Origin of the sequence: Psychrobacter sp. TWP2-1-2 (assembly GCF_049896785.1) — a bacterium.
Lineage (GTDB): Bacteria > Pseudomonadota > Gammaproteobacteria > Pseudomonadales > Moraxellaceae > Psychrobacter.
In genome coordinates, this window is record NZ_JAFCVA010000015.1 from 13,279 (window position 1) to 29,839 (window position 16,561).

General features: G+C 43.2%; 12 protein-coding genes. 5 read left to right on the top strand and 7 right to left on the bottom strand.

What is annotated here, in order from left to right; translation table 11 throughout:
* Positions 1-387: 387 nt before the first annotated feature.
* A complete protein-coding gene (gene groL, locus ACP7AE_RS12040; protein WP_426243322.1) occupies positions 388-2,037 on the bottom strand; it encodes a chaperonin GroEL in 1,650 nt (549 codons plus the stop codon).
* 105 nt (positions 2,038-2,142) lie between these two features.
* Positions 2,143-2,436: a co-chaperone GroES gene (locus ACP7AE_RS12045; RefSeq protein WP_025652227.1), complete on the bottom strand. Its 294-nt coding sequence runs from the start codon at positions 2,434-2,436 to the stop codon at positions 2,143-2,145.
* A gap of 537 nt (positions 2,437-2,973) precedes the next feature.
* On the opposite strand from ACP7AE_RS12045, the gene ACP7AE_RS12050 reads away from it, so the two are divergent.
* Positions 2,974-3,744 carry a DUF3108 domain-containing protein gene (locus ACP7AE_RS12050; protein ID WP_426243324.1) on the top strand — a complete coding sequence of 257 codons (771 nt, stop codon included), beginning with the start codon at positions 2,974-2,976 and terminating at the stop codon, positions 3,742-3,744.
* Between the two features lie 89 nt (positions 3,745-3,833).
* Here ACP7AE_RS12050 and ACP7AE_RS12055 read toward each other — a convergent pair whose 3' ends face one another.
* Positions 3,834-4,310, bottom strand: a complete 477-nt coding sequence (locus ACP7AE_RS12055; protein WP_055125291.1) for a hypothetical protein — start codon at positions 4,308-4,310, stop codon at positions 3,834-3,836.
* Positions 4,311-4,372: 62 nt separating this feature from the next.
* Entirely contained in the window at positions 4,373-4,990 is a 618-nt protein-coding gene (gene wrbA, locus ACP7AE_RS12060) for an NAD(P)H:quinone oxidoreductase (RefSeq protein WP_060490546.1), read from the bottom strand.
* A 424-nt stretch (positions 4,991-5,414) separates the two neighbouring features.
* Here wrbA and ACP7AE_RS12065 point away from each other — a divergent pair, with 424 nt between their 5' ends.
* From ACP7AE_RS12065 to ACP7AE_RS12080, 4 genes are all read left to right on the top strand, one after another.
* Positions 5,415-6,956 carry a YihY family inner membrane protein gene (locus ACP7AE_RS12065; RefSeq protein WP_426243327.1) on the top strand — a complete coding sequence of 514 codons (1,542 nt, stop codon included), beginning with the start codon at positions 5,415-5,417 and terminating at the stop codon, positions 6,954-6,956.
* Between the two features lie 164 nt (positions 6,957-7,120).
* The gene (locus ACP7AE_RS12070; protein ID WP_426243353.1) at positions 7,121-10,186 is read left to right on the top strand and encodes a M66 family metalloprotease; all 3,066 of its coding nucleotides are present in this window, start codon (positions 7,121-7,123) and stop codon (positions 10,184-10,186) included.
* A 193-nt stretch (positions 10,187-10,379) separates the two neighbouring features.
* Positions 10,380-11,993, top strand: a complete 1,614-nt coding sequence (locus tag ACP7AE_RS12075) for a DUF2254 domain-containing protein (protein ID WP_426243329.1) — start codon at positions 10,380-10,382, stop codon at positions 11,991-11,993.
* Positions 11,994-12,086: 93 nt separating this feature from the next.
* Positions 12,087-13,361: a cation:proton antiporter gene (locus ACP7AE_RS12080; protein WP_426243331.1), complete on the top strand. Its 1,275-nt coding sequence runs from the start codon at positions 12,087-12,089 to the stop codon at positions 13,359-13,361.
* A gap of 117 nt (positions 13,362-13,478) precedes the next feature.
* Here ACP7AE_RS12080 and ACP7AE_RS12085 read toward each other — a convergent pair whose 3' ends face one another.
* The 3 genes from ACP7AE_RS12085 to ACP7AE_RS12095 are packed head-to-tail and all read right to left on the bottom strand — an operon-like array spanning position 13,479 to position 16,365.
* On the bottom strand, positions 13,479-14,027 hold the full coding sequence (locus ACP7AE_RS12085; protein ID WP_426243333.1) for a DUF2127 domain-containing protein: 549 nt from the start codon (positions 14,025-14,027) through the stop codon (positions 13,479-13,481).
* Positions 14,020-15,231 (bottom strand): dihydroorotase, encoded by a 1,212-nt coding sequence (locus tag ACP7AE_RS12090; protein ID WP_426243335.1) that lies wholly within the window; start codon positions 15,229-15,231, stop codon positions 14,020-14,022. Before ACP7AE_RS12090 ends, ACP7AE_RS12085 begins: the two co-directional genes overlap by 8 nt.
* Before the next feature lie 60 nt (positions 15,232-15,291).
* Positions 15,292-16,365 (bottom strand): aspartate carbamoyltransferase catalytic subunit, encoded by a 1,074-nt coding sequence (locus tag ACP7AE_RS12095; RefSeq protein WP_201540799.1) that lies wholly within the window; start codon positions 16,363-16,365, stop codon positions 15,292-15,294.
* Positions 16,366-16,561 lie beyond the last annotated feature (196 nt).

Below are 16,561 nucleotides of genomic sequence, written 5' to 3' on the forward strand. Positions count from 1 at the left end.
TTTTATTTGTTGAAGTTTTTAGAAATGCATCAAAGACCATGAGTAAATAGCAGGTAAAGTGTCACCACTAAGTCTGGGAAACAGCAACGCCCTCACTATGTCTGTCAATTGGCAACCTTTCCAAGCATAAAACACTTATCCAACCTATCGAATGAATGTATATAAAACCGTGATTACCTCATATACCAATGAGTAGCGCTATAAAAATTAGGCAAAAAAAAAGCCCTGCTATCTTCCGATAACAGAGCTTCTAATAATCAAATAAACTTTATGACAAAATCATACTTCTAGCGAAAAGCGATTTGTCGAGGAAGATGCGCAAAAATAGTACCTGTTGTACATTGAGCGCATCTGACGAAAAGAAATCGCTTTGTAACAGAAGTAAAATTACATCATGCCGCCCATTCCACCCATACCGCCCATTCCACCAGCACCGCCCATGCCAGCCATACCGTCATCACCTTGTGGCAAATCAGTAATCATGACTTCGGTCGTTAGCATTAGGCCTGCAACAGATGCTGCATTTTCTAGCGCTGAACGAGCTACTTTAGCTGGATCAAGAATACCCATCTCTAGCATATCGCCGTATTCGCTAGAAGCTGCGTTGTAACCATAGTTACCGCTGCCACTCTTCACTTCGTTCACTACCACTGATGCTTCTTCGCCAGCGTTGGTAACGATTTGACGTAATGGTGCTTCCATTGCGCGACGTAAGATATTGATACCCGCGTTTTGGTCATCGTTATCGCCACGTAGCTCAGACAATGCATTCATTGCACGAACTAAGGCAACACCGCCGCCAGGGACAACGCCTTCTTCAACCGCTGCACGAGTCGCATGTAGCGCATCGTCAACACGATCTTTCTTCTCTTTCATTTCAGTTTCAGTCGCAGCGCCAACTTTGATAACGGCAACGCCGCCAGCCAGTTTCGCCATACGCTCTTGAAGCTTCTCTTTATCGTAGTCAGACGTTGATTCTTCAACTTGACGTTTAATAGATTCAACGCGATTTTCGATGTCAGCAGAGTTACCAGCGCCATCAACAATCACAGTGTTTTCTTTACCGACAGTGACTTTCTTAGCCGTACCAAGTTGCTCAAGAGTAGCAGTCTCTAAACTTAGGCCAATCTCTTCAGAAATCACAGTACCCCCAGTTAGCGTTGCGATATCTTCAAGCATGGCTTTACGACGATCGCCGAAACCTGGTGCTTTAACGGCACAAGTTTTTAAGCCGCCACGCATGTTGTTGACAACCAATGTTGCCAATGCTTCGTTTTCAACGTCTTCAGCGATGATCAGCAATGGCTTGCTTTGCTGCATCACTTGCTCAAGTAATGGCACGATTTCACGAATGTTGCTGATTTTTTTATCAACCAACAAGATATATGGGTTTTCAAATTCAGCGGTTAAGCTATCTTGCTTATTCGCAAAGTACGGGCTGATATAACCACGGTCAAACTGCATACCTTCAACGACTTCTAAGGTATCTTCAAAGCTTGAACCTTCTTCAACAGTGATTACGCCTTGCTTACCGACTTTTTCCATCGCTTGCGCAATCAATTCACCGATTTTGGTGTCTGAGTTGGCAGAGATAGAACCAACTTGAGCAATCGCTTTTGAATCGTCAGCTGGGGTAGATAGCAAATGGATTTGCTCAACAGCCGCACGTACCGCTTTATCAATACCGCGTTTTAGATCCATTGGGTTCATGCCAGCGGCAACTGACTTCATGCCTTCTTGCAAGATAGATTGCGCCAATACAGTCGCAGTCGTCGTACCATCACCAGCAACGTCGTTGGTGCGGCTAGCAACTTCACGAACCAATTGAGCGCCCATGTTTTCAAATTTGTTTTCAAGCTCGATTTCTTTAGCAACTGAAACACCATCTTTAGTGATGGTTGGCGCGCCAAATGATTTATCGATAACCACGTTACGACCTTTAGGGCCTAAAGTTACGCGTACTGCGTTTGCTAGAACGTTTACGCCGTCCATCATTTGTTTACGGGCATCAATGCCGAATTTTACGTCTTTTGCCATGTTAAATTACTCCACTATTATAAGTATGAGAATGCAATTAAATGTTTCAATAATTTTTCAATGATATTGTCAAAATGCGTTGAGTATAATAATACTCAAAAGGGACTAGCCTTCTAACACACCCAATACATCAGATTCTTTCATAATCAATAGTTCTTCGCCGTCAACTTTCACGGTTTGGCCAGCATATTGACCGAACAAGACTTTGTCGCCAGCTTTTACATCTAACGCGCGAGTTTCACCGTTGTCACGAATCTGACCGTTACCAGTTGCTAGCACTTCACCTTGTGAAGGCTTTTCTTGAGCAGAACCAGGAAGCAAGATACCACCAGCCGTTTTTGTTTCTTCTTCTATGCGGCGGACAACAATACGATCATGTAAAGGACGAATATTCATCAATATGTCTCCAATAATTGGTTATTTAAGTTAAAAATTTATTTGGTTTGTTGGTCTCAACATCCTATCTTCAAAAGCCATCTTATAAAAACGCTTTTATTAAGATAAGCCTTGAGCTTGTTTCAAAAAGTGGGGGCATAGCGAGGTAGCTTCAAGTGTAAAGACCAAAAATTTACAAGAATTTTGCATATCGTGGATTATTTAGTTGGTAATGACGTTTATGAACAGTCATTTGATTGGATTGCACCGTGTTAAAGGCCTTAGCAAGATTTTAAAAGCAGCCATATGAATGCTAAATTTCAGCACCGATAAGTTACAGCATATCATTTACAACTGACCGATTAACTTACACCTGCTTGCTCAAGTTACAGCAAGTGACGCCTGATGATATCGCGCTCGATGTCAGCAACCTTGACTACAATAGCAACACCACAGGGACGGCCTTCACTCTTGAAAAGATAGCAGAACATGACCATTATAGTCCTTGAGAAAATAACAATAGTTATAAGCAATGCCATAAATAGCGATTAAGGAATGTCCATGAGTTTTTTATCAAACGATCAAAAGTCATTAACAACCGATACTAATAATACTAAACGTAGCAAGTCTAAGTTTTTAACCGCCCTAACCACTGGGGCCAGTATTGCTACGATTGGAGCGATAAGTATGACTGCACCAACCCTTGCCAGCGCAAAGAATATCGAACCTTCAAGCGCCAACTACAGCTTTACGGTTGAAGACAAATATAAAGGTACGGCTACTCGCATGCTTAACAAATCAGGCAATACTTGGAAATATAATGTCAATGCTCGGGTGGCAGGTGTTGCAAGTGCTTCGCAAAACAGCACTTTTACCATTAACGGTAATAATGTCATTCCGACTCAAGCCAGCACCACTTATAAGCTATTAGGCGTTGGTCGTACGCACAAATTAGACTTCAATCCAAGCAGTAAAAAGGTGGTGAGTAACTATAAAGGCAAGTCGACGACCATGAACATGGCACAACAAGCTTTTGATGATTTAAGTTTGGAAGTACAAATTCGCCAAGATTTATTGAACGGTAAATTCTCTGGCAACTATTACATGGCGAAAAAAGACAAAATAGAGAAAACCCCTTTCAAAAAATCTGGTAACACCAAGATTACCGTTCCAGCTGGCACATTTGATACCGTACGTGTCGACCGTATCCACGATGACAATAGTCGTTCTACCAGTTTTTGGCTCGCACCAAGCTTAGATTACCTACCAGTAAAAGTTAGCCAAATTAATGATGGCAAAAAGATGGATTTAGAATTAACCAAAGTAAATTAAGCTTTTTATTAAATAAGCAGAAATAGCATAAAAAAAGCGGCGCTCTAAATAGAGCGCCGCTTTTTTTGTCTGAAACTTCGCTAAATCAACTAACGTGGCTGCTTAACGACGTTGTTCATTGAAGGAAGACGCTTTAGTAGAATAAATAACCAAATATTGATTGCCAGTAATAAGACAAAATCAAGCAGATAAACCACTATCTCTGCCCAGCTGCTGCCGTAAACGCGGGTAAACAGCACCACACCACTCGCCCCCAAATAAACCAAGGTAAGCATACTGCCTATCAATAGCACATATGGCGAACGACCCCGTAGTATCGCGGGCGTCAAAATAAATGCTGGCACTAGCCATAATGCTTGCCAAGCGATACCGCCAATGACATCAGGACTACTGGGATTAAAAACATTGATAAAAATAGGTAGCCCAAGCAGTCTATAAACCAACCAAATCAGCCAAGTTACCATCAAGCGCTGACGAATGGGCGTAATTGGCTTTTTAAGTTTAGCAGCTTTGGCAGATTTTTTGGCTGGTGCGCTTATCTCACTATCGGAGCGGTTTGTGACCATTAGATATATTTACTTCCTAATTAATAGCGTTATATAAGACCTTTCATGCTATAAAAATCCGCTTAGCGAGTCCAGTTAGCTTGCGCCAATGCAGTAGCACTAATCGCCAAGCGGCGACCTTGGGCGATAGCCAACTCGCGCTCATCAGCTGAGACGGGTTGATCATGTAACGCCCCACTCACGTGGCTGGCACCATAAGGCGAGCCACCACGATGAGTACGATTAAGCGCAGGCTCAGCATAAGGCACACCAACAAGGATCATGCCGTGATGCATCAACGGCAACATCATGGTCAGCAATGTCGTCTCTTGACCGCCGTGCATCGAGCCGGTCGCAGTAAATACAGCAGCAGGTTTGTTCTGTAAATTACCTGCCAGCCAAATAGTGACCGTATTGTCCCAAAAATATTTCATGGGAGCAGCCATATTACCGAAGTGCGTCGGGCTACCAAGCGCCAAACCCATACAGTCTTTTAGATCGTCCATAGTGCAATACAAGTCACCTTCATCAGGTATTGCAGGCTTGCTCGATGTGGTCTCGGGTGCAACCGTTGGTACAGTACGGATACGGGCTGTCATACCAGCATCCTCAATACCTTGAGCGATAGCATAAGCCAATGTCTTAGTCGTACCGTAATTTGAATAATAGAGCACCAAAACATAAGGGGCGGTCTGACTCATTAGCAATACTTCCTCATAAAACCATTAATGTTATTGTTGATTCTAATCACCTACAACCGCTTCTATGCAGTCTATTTCTTTAGCATAAAACCTTATTGATTATGTAGCTATAGTCGATTCAATTTAAAAATAGTACTAGTTCAAGGCAACCGAGTGTAGATGTATATTTAATACTTCAAGCGAGGTTAACGCTGTAATAATTTTATAGTGGAATGACTATATATATAATCTGTGACAGATACCGCAATATAGGCATATATTATGCCCCAGTCATTCACCGACATGCAAACAGCCTTGGTACACATTGTCGCTAATAACCTGCTAGAGAGGTTGCTGCTGTGCATTTTGACACAATTAAACCGCAGATGGTAACAGCATATCTTTGTTACACTACTGTCACTCAAACACCTGCTAAATGGTCGATATGGAAAATTTATCAAAAAAAATCCCGTTTTTACATCAACGCTGGTTTCAATTCTTACGATTCTTGACTCGGCACTTTTTTGAAGACAATTGCCAGCAAAAAGCGGCATCGCTGACCTACACGACTATGTTGTCAATTGTACCCGTCCTAACCGTCCTATTGATGATTTTATCTTCTGTACCAGCACTTGCGTCCGTTAGAGCACAGATATATGAAGTGATTTATAGTAACTTACTACCACAATCCAGCATGCAGGTCAGTGAGTACATCAATAGCTTTGCTGAAAAATCCTCAAATCTAACCATCATTGGGGCAATGGTGTTATTTTTTACGACCATTATGACGTTAACAACTATCGAGCGCGCATTTAACCAAATCTGGCGGGTAGAAAATCGCTCTGGCGGTATGAAAAGTATGCTGCGCTATTGGACCATCGTCACGTTAGGACCGTTAGTACTGGGTACGGCATTTCTTGCTTCAAGCGCGGTACAAAGCTTGAGTTTTTTAAATCGACAAATCGCTGGTTATGGCATTGACTGGTCTTTTTGGGTACAAGCTGTATCCATTGGTATCACTGTTGCAGGCTTTATTGGTATGTACTGGTTCATCCCAAAAGCACGTGTACCCGCAAAAAATGCAGCCATTGCTGGTCTCTTCGTCGCTATCGTATTCGAGCTGATGAAGCACCTGTTTGGTACAGTAATGGCAAACTTCACCAGTTATGAAGCGATTTACGGGGCTTTTGCGGCACTGCCCATCTTCTTATTATGGATATATTTGTCGTGGAATTTAATTCTATTAGGTGTTGAGATTAGCTATACCTTGACGATTTTTGAGACTGAAGAGGTCTATCCACGCCACCCGCTCCTAAGTTTGCTCGATATGCTAAACCTCATTTATACCCATCATTTAAAAGGGGAAGCGGTAAGCGAACAAGCGCTACGTAACGTGCTAGGACGCAAAGAGCTACCGAAATGGTATACCTATATTAATTATCTGCAAGACAGCAATCTAATCACCATGACTGAAGATAATGATTATGTGCTCAAGAGAGATTTGAGCAAAATGACATTATGGGATTTTTATCGCACGCTACCTTATCCCTTGCCTATCAAAGATGAGCTAGATGAGATGGGGCCAGAGGATCAAAAACCTTGGCTTAGCTTGCTAGTCAATCGTTTTGAAAATACGGAAGCTTATGCCAAGCAACAGTTAGATCTACCGTTAAATGCTATTTTTGCCAATAGTGAGCCACGTAAAAAAGCTGATTCTAATGGAAAAGGCATCAAAGGCGGTCAATCAAATTTATTTAGAAAAACCTCGGCGACCACTGCAGCATTAGACAAGAATGCGCCGATCAAAGACACCCCACACTTTGACCCAATAGCTTATGATAAAGACAGTGATATTGAATGCGATGAGCAGGATAATGAGATTCTTATCCCTAAAGATTTGAATGACTCTCAAATTAAAACCAATGGTAATCTCTTTAATCATAAAGGCGATATCATTACTGAATCAGATAACCCAAAAACGAATTGAGAAAAGCGTTAGTAACGAATGAGGCATATTGAATAATAAAAATTAGTTTTCACTAGAGGTTATAATAGAACTTATTATTATACATCGAACAAAAGTCGTACGAGATGCTAACACAGCTGTTATATTGCCTTAAACTTTATTAGGGCAATAACTTGAAAAATACAATAGCATTCCCAGTAACAGCGCTAAGCATTTGTGTCGTATCCATTATGCTTTCTGCTTGTGGTGAAGGTGATGGCAGCACATCATCACTTGTACCACCAACCATTAATCTACCAGTAGAAACGCCGCCTGTTAAACCACCGGTAATCAGTATTCCTGCTACGCCACTTGAACCAAGTACGCCTGTTAAACCACCAATAACAAGTATTCCTGCTACGCCACTTGAACCAAGTACGCCTGTTAAACCACCAATAACAAGTATTCCTGCTACGCCACTTGAACCAAGCACGCCTGTTAAACCACCAGTAACGAGTATTCCTGCTACGCCACTCGAACCAAGTAAGCCTATTAAGCCGCCAGCAACGAGTATCCCTGCTACGCCACTCGAACCAAGTACGCCTATTAAATATCCAGAACCAAAAAAAGATATTGCTGATTTTTATTTATTAGGGTTTTTTGACCACGATGGTAGAGTGGGAGAAATTCGTGCTATTCGTCCAGACTTGGTTGGCGACTTTCAAGCGATGATACAGTTTGGGCAGAATCATACCGTTGATCCACAGGGTAACGAAGCAAAAAACATGCCGCGCCTGACGGCAGAAAAAGAGGCGCTGTTATTAGTGACGCCTACGCTTGAAATGGGTGACATTGATGAGCTAGTGGTAGAGATTTATCAAGATGGGGTTTTATTACGAACTGTCAATTTAGCCGACCCGACTCAAATCCCAGACACGGATCAGACTAACACTGATCAGCGCGCACGCGTTGCTTACAGTAAGCGCGCATGGTCAACCAAACTCAACTGGGATGAGGTACAAGGTGGTCTCAAAATTCGCATTGTGGATGACCAAAATCGTAGCGGTGAATTGTCAGAAGATAACATAGATTTTGCCGCCCCTGGTGAGTTGGTATTGACCAATATCCGTCTAGGCATGTTAACGGATGCGCCTCAATCTTGGGGTCACTACATGCTACGCGATCCAGAAAGAGCGGGTTCAGATTACTTCCAAACCATTCCAGCAGCACAAATGACCGTTGCTAGCTATGATAACATGAAGCTCGAACGAGTAATGGTCGCCAATGGCACTATTTATGATTCAGTCAGTGACTCAAATGATGCTGGCGTTTATGCTGGTGATATGCGCGAAAACACCGCGAAATCAACCTTTGGTGTTGGCATTAATTTAGCCAATTGGGGCGTCACCAGTGCTTCAATGCAAAGTCAAGAGCAACCGCAATTGACCCAAAACGTCAATGCGCATCACGCTCGCGGTAAATATAAGAATGGTGAATATAACCACGGCTTAAGCGGCGGTAATGGTATGTTGACCCTAATCGACTCTCAAGGTAATGAGTTCAGCCACGAAATCGGTCATCATTATGGCTTGGGTCATTATCCTGGTGAACAGAACGGCGATTTCTTTTGGGCCGAGCATCATGCCAATAGTGGCTGGGGCTATAATGGCGTCAGAAACAAAATGCGCAGCAACTTAGACTGGCCACGACAGGTCGAGGGTGATGGTCTCACTGGCAAACCTCTTTTCTTAGCCACCTATGGCTATGGTCGCGATGCGATGTCTGGTGGATCACAGAGTGGCGCTTATTCAAACTATACCCACTATACGGGTTATAGTACAAAAATTAAGATCCAGCCAGCATTTGATAAAGCAGTATTTGACGCTGACTCACCAACTGGCTATAAGAAATGGAATGCCGATCTCAGAAAGATGGAAGTCATCCAGCCTAAGGTATGGCAAGGTTCTAAAAACGTTTGGTACAACAGCGCGGATGGTAATTACTTAAAACCACGTTTGCAGGGCGTGCCAATATTTACCATTTTAGGCGGTTATGACCCTGTCGCGCAAAAAGGCATCATTTATCCAGAAGCACGTGGTAACTGGGGCAACGTCTTTGAGTTACCGACACCCCATAACTCGCTTGAATCAGCAAGCTGCTGGTTAAGCGTTACTTATAGTAATAACACGATTAATGATATTGCGTTGGCTCCTAATCGGATGACCAGTAACGCCAATAAGTTCCATGTTAATTTAGCGATTGCAGACAACCCGAAAAAAGTAGATTTGTACTGTAAAAAGGTCAATGAAGCACAAGTACAGCTCTCAACTATTGATATTCGTCAATATAGTGATGCGATTAAACCCGCGGTTACCTTTGGTAAAGAACAGGGCTATACGGCACTAAGAAAGGTAGAATTGCCAATCTTAGAGCAGAAACTTCTTGCTCAAGCAGAAAATTCGACTATTAGTTTAGACGCCAACGGTCAGTTATTATATGATTCTTACAAAGAGTATCGTGATGAGCTTAGCCCTCTCGCATTCCAAACATTAGAGCGTTATGAGAAGCAGCAAGAAACTCTAAATCGTCTAAATCGTTGGGTCAATGTCTATCGTACGGATTTAATCAAAAAAGAGCCTGAAGCACTTACCGAATTTCAAAAGTTTGTTGTAGATTTAGAGCTACAAGATGATAAACCTTTAGATAATATGACTACTATCCGTAATGGCAACAACTGCCTTAAAGTTGAAACTCTAGAAGGTGGTAAGTTAAATAGCTTTATTAGTGGCCCAAGTGGCTGTACTGGTGACGACTCTGAACAGTGGATTTACGATCTTAAAGGTAAAATTCACAGCAAAATGGCATTAGATCAGTGTTTAACAGAACAAGGTTCTTGGGTGGTTTTGGGTGCTTGTAGCTTGGACTCGCCAGCGCAAGTTTGGGAGATGAACGGTGCTGACCAAATCAAACAGGGCAACAAATGCTTTGATTTGCGTACTGGTAATTTAATAGATAATCGCGGAAGCTTAATTACTTACAATTGTAGTGGTGGCTGGAATCAGAAATGGACAACGTTAACCAAAAACCCAAGCTTTATCTTAGCAACCGCTGGTAATAATCTACCGTTAATCGTAGATAGTCTGCAAAAACAGCCAGTATCGACGGATGATATGCAAACGCGTTCATTAAGTATGGACAGTAAAGAAGAGCCATCAGTGCTAGCAAAAGTAAGCACTGCGATAAGCACTTGGATTGACAATCTAGTCAATTAACAAAACAATCCATCATGCTAAAAATAAGCTCCTATGATAGGGGCTTATTTTTTACTAAATTTTTGTGCGCAATCTGTTATATGATAAGCTAATTTACTTTTAAGCGTTTTTATTCGTCAAAAAATATCGCCGTTTTGTGACAAATAAGTTTTATGATGAATAAAAATCGGCGTCACTTTTGGAGCTGACCACATTGAATAATTCCCCCGAAAGCGGCTTGTTCACGCGAATAATGACAACCATGATGCAAGGGGTGAGGCAGTTTTTTCAATTATGGTCGCTACAGACACTGACCGATATGCCTGATCGACTAAGAAACCTATGGCAGCAGCTTATTGGCTCTTATTGGTTTATCCCAACGGCGTGCGTCATCGTTGGAATATTGCTTGCGCCTTTATTAGTCACTATCGATCAACACTTTGACCGCGAAACAGTCCGAGAGATTACCTTTGCCTTTACGGGTGACGACGATGCTGCGCGCGCTATCATGACTGCCATCGCAGGCGCAGTATTGGGCGTAGCAGGCACGACCTTTTCTATTACGATCGCGGTACTGTCGATGGCCTCTTCGCAATTTGGCCCACGGCTGTTGCGCAATTTTTTGAGCGATACGCCAAATCAGTTTGTGTTGGGGGCGTTCATTGGCACCTTTAGTTATAGTTTACTGGTCTTAAAATCCATCCATAAATATGACGTTGCTTTTGGTGTGCCACAGCTCGCCGTGACTTTTGCCATTATTATGGCAATCATCTGCGCGCTATTATTGGTCTACTTTGTACAACACATGGTGCATGCCATTCAAGCCTCACATGTAATTCAAAACGCCAGCAACGATGCACTCGAAAATATTCACTATTGGTATCGCGATCATTGTGATATCCAACATCAGCGTGATGTTGAACATCATGATGTTCAACAGTTCCGCAACTGGCCTGCTATGCCCATCCATCCGCCAAAATCAGGCTATCTACAGCAAATCTACCTTGAGTCATTGGTAACACTGACCCAAGATTATGGCGGCATAATACAGATACATAGCAATCTTGGCGATTATGTGACGGACAAAAACGTCATCGGCTACTTTTACCAGTGTCCAGCAGATCATCCAAATAATCGACAAAAAACAGCGACGCCTCAGTTGGCGCTGATACCGCGCGCGCCTGATGGCATTTTCTGGCAACGTTTTGCCGGCTGTATACGTATCGAACAACGATTGACTCATTCTAACGATATTGCTTATAGCTTGGGACAAATGACTGAAATCGCCGTCCGTGCCTTATCGCCCGGTATCAATGATCCAAAAACAGCGGTCAACTGCGTACAATCACTAACCAGTTGCTTAAGTATTATGATGCGTCGCCAGCCGCCCAGCCCCTATCATTTTTATACACCAGCACAAAACGATGATTCATCGAAAGCCGAAGTTAAACAGCGACGCTTGGCTATATTAGCCGTGGTTACTCATACTCCCAAAATATCTGATTTTATCAATACATCACTAGGCGAGATACGTCGGTATGCAGCAGCAGATTTGATGGTCTTAAAAGCGCTATGCCAGGCGATGGTCAATCTAAGTTATGCTCGCGTAAATAACGCACAGCAGCAAACCCTATTGCATGAGATAAAACTGATTGAGCGCGCAGGAGAAGAAAACCTAAGCTATCAAGAGCTGATAGATGACTTGAGCGCGATGTGCCAACAAGCCCAACAATTCATACTTAGCAACGATGCTCATCATCAGTATTTTGACTATGTTAGCGCGTTTGACAGCCATATTCGCCAAGCATTACAAACGCAATCAAAATAAAAAGACAAACGATAACTAAACTAAAATCAAACCTATTCAGTGTTTGTAAGCGCTAAGCTTATGACAATTTTAAACTCACTTGAGAATTTTTTCATGGCCCCTACCAGTAGCCTAACCGTACTTGAAATCAGCGCCATATTTTTATCCATCACAGCCCTATTAACTTACGTTAACCATCGTTTTATTGGTCTACCGACCACGATTGGCGTGATGGTTATCTCCATTTTATTATCTATTGGCGCCATATTTTTGGGATTTTTGGGATTTGATCAGCTGATTGATTATGAAGTAAGCTTATTAGAGCAGCTTGATTTTACCGAAGTTTTATTAGATGGCATGCTCTCTATGCTGTTATTTGCAGGGGCGCTACACGTCAATATCAGCGATTTAAAACGTTATAAACTGCCTATTGGCATCCTTGCTTGCGTCGGTACTATTGTCTCTGCGATGCTTATCGCCACGGCGCTTTATTTTATGCTGCCGCTGCTTGGTTTCGGTTTGCCGTTTCTTTGGTGTTTGCTATTCGGTGCTCTAATATCACCGACCGACCCCATTGCCGTGATGGGCATCCTTTCATCGGCTGGCGCGCCAAAAAGCATAGAAACGGTCATCGCGGGCGAGTCTTTATTTAATGATGGTATCGGCGTCGTCATCTTTGTATTGCTGCTAGGTATTTTATCCAGTGGTGATATCCCAACCGCCAATTATGTGGCGCATACTCTAGCGGTTGAAGCTGGTGGCGGCATTATTTTTGGGTTGGTACTTGGGGCGATTTTGTATTACATGCTGAAAAGTATCGATAGCTATCAAGAAGAAGTGTTGTTAACGCTTGCTGGTGTGATAGGTGGTTATGCACTCGCCAGCCATTGGCATTTATCAGGACCACTCGCCATGGTGATGATGGGATTAATGGTTGGTAATCGCGGACGAGCATTGGCGATGAGCGATAAAACGCGGCATTATATTGATTTATTTTGGGAATTAATCGATGAAATTCTCAATGCTATTTTATTCGTACTCATCGGTTTAGAAGTAGTGATGATTGAGTATTCGGGTAATTTATTTATCGCCGCTGGCTTGACGATTGTCATTGCCCTAGTTGCGCGTTTTATCGTTGTAGGTATGACGACCAAAACCTTTCATCGTCAGCTCGATTTACCGACTGGTGCATGGAAAGTGCTGACATGGGGCGGATTACGTGGTGGTATTTCGGTTGCCTTAGTGTTGCAGCTGCCGCTGGGAACCGAACGCGACATCTTATTGGCGCTCACTTATGCAGTGGTGATATTCTCTATCTTAGTGCAAGGTTTGAGTATTGGCAAAGTCGCCAAAAGCATTCGCACTGATAAAAGTACAGCAAAGCCATAATTTGTAACCAGTTTTAAGCCAATCGTTTTAGCAAAAGAAAGCCAGCATAAGATAGTATCTTACGCTGGCTTTTTCATACACATTCAGTTTTTTTGATAGCCGCTATATACGCACTTTTTATATTAAACCTTTACGCTTCATATTACGATAAACCACGACCACAATAAGAAGGTTCGAGACTAATATCCCAAGCTTAAACCAATCAAATGGACTAACGATTAGATAGTAAAGCTCAATAGGAATAAACACTCCATAACCCAGCACACCAAACCAATACGCCCATGTTTTATCTTGCCATAAGCCATAAGCCTCAAGAAAACGCAGACTGGCGTAAGCAAAGATTAATAACAAGAATAATGGCCAGTTTTTACTTGCCTGCTGGGCAATCCGTACTGCACTGTCAACTTGCGGTGCCAGTAGCTGTCCAAAAGTCTGTTGCCAAGAATCAGTCGCTGTCGTCAGCCAATGGTCAAGATCAGTATGCCATGACCATAAAGCCCCTGCCCCTAATAGTGCACCGACCCCTTTAACCACCTCATAGATTGCCACCGCTTTGATAGATTCACTGGCAGTACTGTGCGACTTGATAGTTTGGTTGTGCAAGTGATGATCGTTATCCTTCGAGGATGGTTGCAGACTATCATCCTGCCTAGGCAAATTAGCCAAAGAAAGTCTCCACAACGCGGCCTTGCAACTGCTGATTAAAGAATGGCGTGTTTTTACCATTGGACAGCATGGATTGTGCGGTCACTTGCCACTCTAACTTAGGATCCACCAGTACTGCGCCGCCGATTTTTTCATATTGCTCACTAATACCAGCGATTTTCGCCGGATTGAGACAGATTTTATCGACAAGTTGCTCTAAGGTTAACACCTCATCATTGACTAGCTGACAAGCCAGCGCCATAAAGGTATCAAAATTTGAGATGCCTGGTGTACTCTCAGCAAATGGGGCTTTTTTGGCGGTACTGTTCAAGGGTTCATGATGGCTACATATCGCGTCAATGGTGCCATCTTTCAAACCACGGCGGATGGCTTGCTGATCGGTATTACTACGCAGGGGTGGTAATACATAGGCTTGGGCGTTAAAACCCTCTAAATTGTCATCGGTCAAATACAACTGATGCATCGCCACATCACAAGTCACGGGCAGACCTTTATCTTTTGCCCAGCGCATCAATTCGATCGAAGATTTACAGGATAATTGACTAAAGTGAGCAGCGATGCCTGTTTCTTCAACCATTAGCAACTGCGTTGACAAGGCAACCGTTTCAGCGATCCAAGGAATCCCTTGCAAGCCATGATATGACGCGATATAACCTTCATGCGCCACGCCATCACCAGATAGACTCGGTTCATCAGGATAAAAGAACACTTTCATATTAAAAGTCGCGGCGTATTCCAGTGTACGCAGTAATACTAAATCATTGCGAAAAGGGCGGCGCGCATTAGAAACGGCTATACAACCGCCTTTTTTAAGCCCAGCGATATTTGATGGACGCTCGCCTTCTAAACCAGCAGTCAATGCACCCAAAATATGCAAATATATGCCGCCATCACCAAGCGCGCGCTCACGTAAGCCTTTTAATAATGAACCGTTCTCTAAGATAGGATTGGTATCAGGAGGAATGACCACATGCAAGAAACCATTGCCACGAGCAGCGCGTCCTTCTGATTCCAAAGTGCCATGTTGTTGTTGACCTGGTTCACGTAGGCGGGCGCACAAATCAACTAAAGGCGGCAGGAGCCACATTTCACGACCAGCTTCGAGTGAAGCCAACTTATCTGTCGCAGCACTTGATAGTGAGTCTTTAAATGATTGAGGAAGATGGTTAATTATCGTTGCATCCGTATTTAACATAGTTGTCATGAGCGTTATTACCGTATCAATAAAATGGGATAAATAAATATAAAACAGCGAGGCAGAGGATTATTTACTCGCGGCTTGGTGAGCGCGCTGACCTTCCATAGCTAATGACAGTACTGCCATACGAATAGCGATGCCGTTATTCACCTGTTTTAAAATCACTGACTGGTCGCCATCGGCAACGCTTGATGCAATCTCAACACCGCGGTTCATCGGCCCTGGATGCATGACCAACGCATCGGGCTTGGCCAATGCCATGCGCTCTGGTGTAATACCGTAGTGTTTATAATATTCACTCGATGATGCCAATAGTGGCGAGCCGATACGTTCGTTTTGAATTCTTAATCCCATAATGACATCACAGTCCGTGACACAGTCATTCATATCTTCATAGACTTGTACCCCAAAACGCTCAATACCTTTCGGTAATAAGGTACGCGGCGCACAGACGCGAATGTCTTTGACACCTAAGGTCTGTAGTGCACTGATATCTGAGCGCGCCACTCGCGAATGCTTGATATCGCCAACGATAGCCACTGACAACTCCTCAAATGGGCGCGGCGCTTCACGATGAATAGTGAGCATGTCGAGCATCCCTTGCGTTGGATGCGCATGCCAGCCATCACCGCCATTAATAATGGCAATATCAGGTGTCACCTCTGTTGCCATAAAATGGGCAGCACCTGATGCTGAATGCCGTACCACAAAAATATCTGCCGTCATGGCTTGTAGATTCCACAGCGTATCGCGCAAGCTTTCACCTTTTTTGGTACTAGAGCGCTCGATATCGATATTAAGCACATTGGCACCGAGACGCTTTTCGGCTACTTCAAAGGTCGTGCGGGTACGCGTTGACGGTTCAAAAAACAAATTCATCACCGTATAGCCCTCAAGCTCAGGACGGTTGATGAGCTGTCCGTTATCATCAAAAAACGTCTCTGCTTTGGCAATAATCGCCTGTAACTGCGCTTTATTAAGACCTTCCACCCCCAAAAAATGGCGAATACTGCCATCGCTATTAAGCTGCGGACGACTTAACGACGCATCAAGTTTCTCATGAATGGTATCAGGGTCGAATTTGGCATAATCCGTTGGCGAGACTGTCTGAGTTGAGCGGCTATCAGTAGAATTTGGCATAATGGCAGGTCTTTATTGTTGGTTTATATGATTTAATAATCATTATTTATGCGTTTTTTGGCGATTTATAGTCGACGATAAGCACAGAGACAAGGACATTTTGGCACTTATTTGCTACAATTTACCCCAGTGGCAGTGAGAGACATAGCGCCGTAAAAAACAGCCATTGTTATCCTCTTGGGCAGTAGCCATAGAC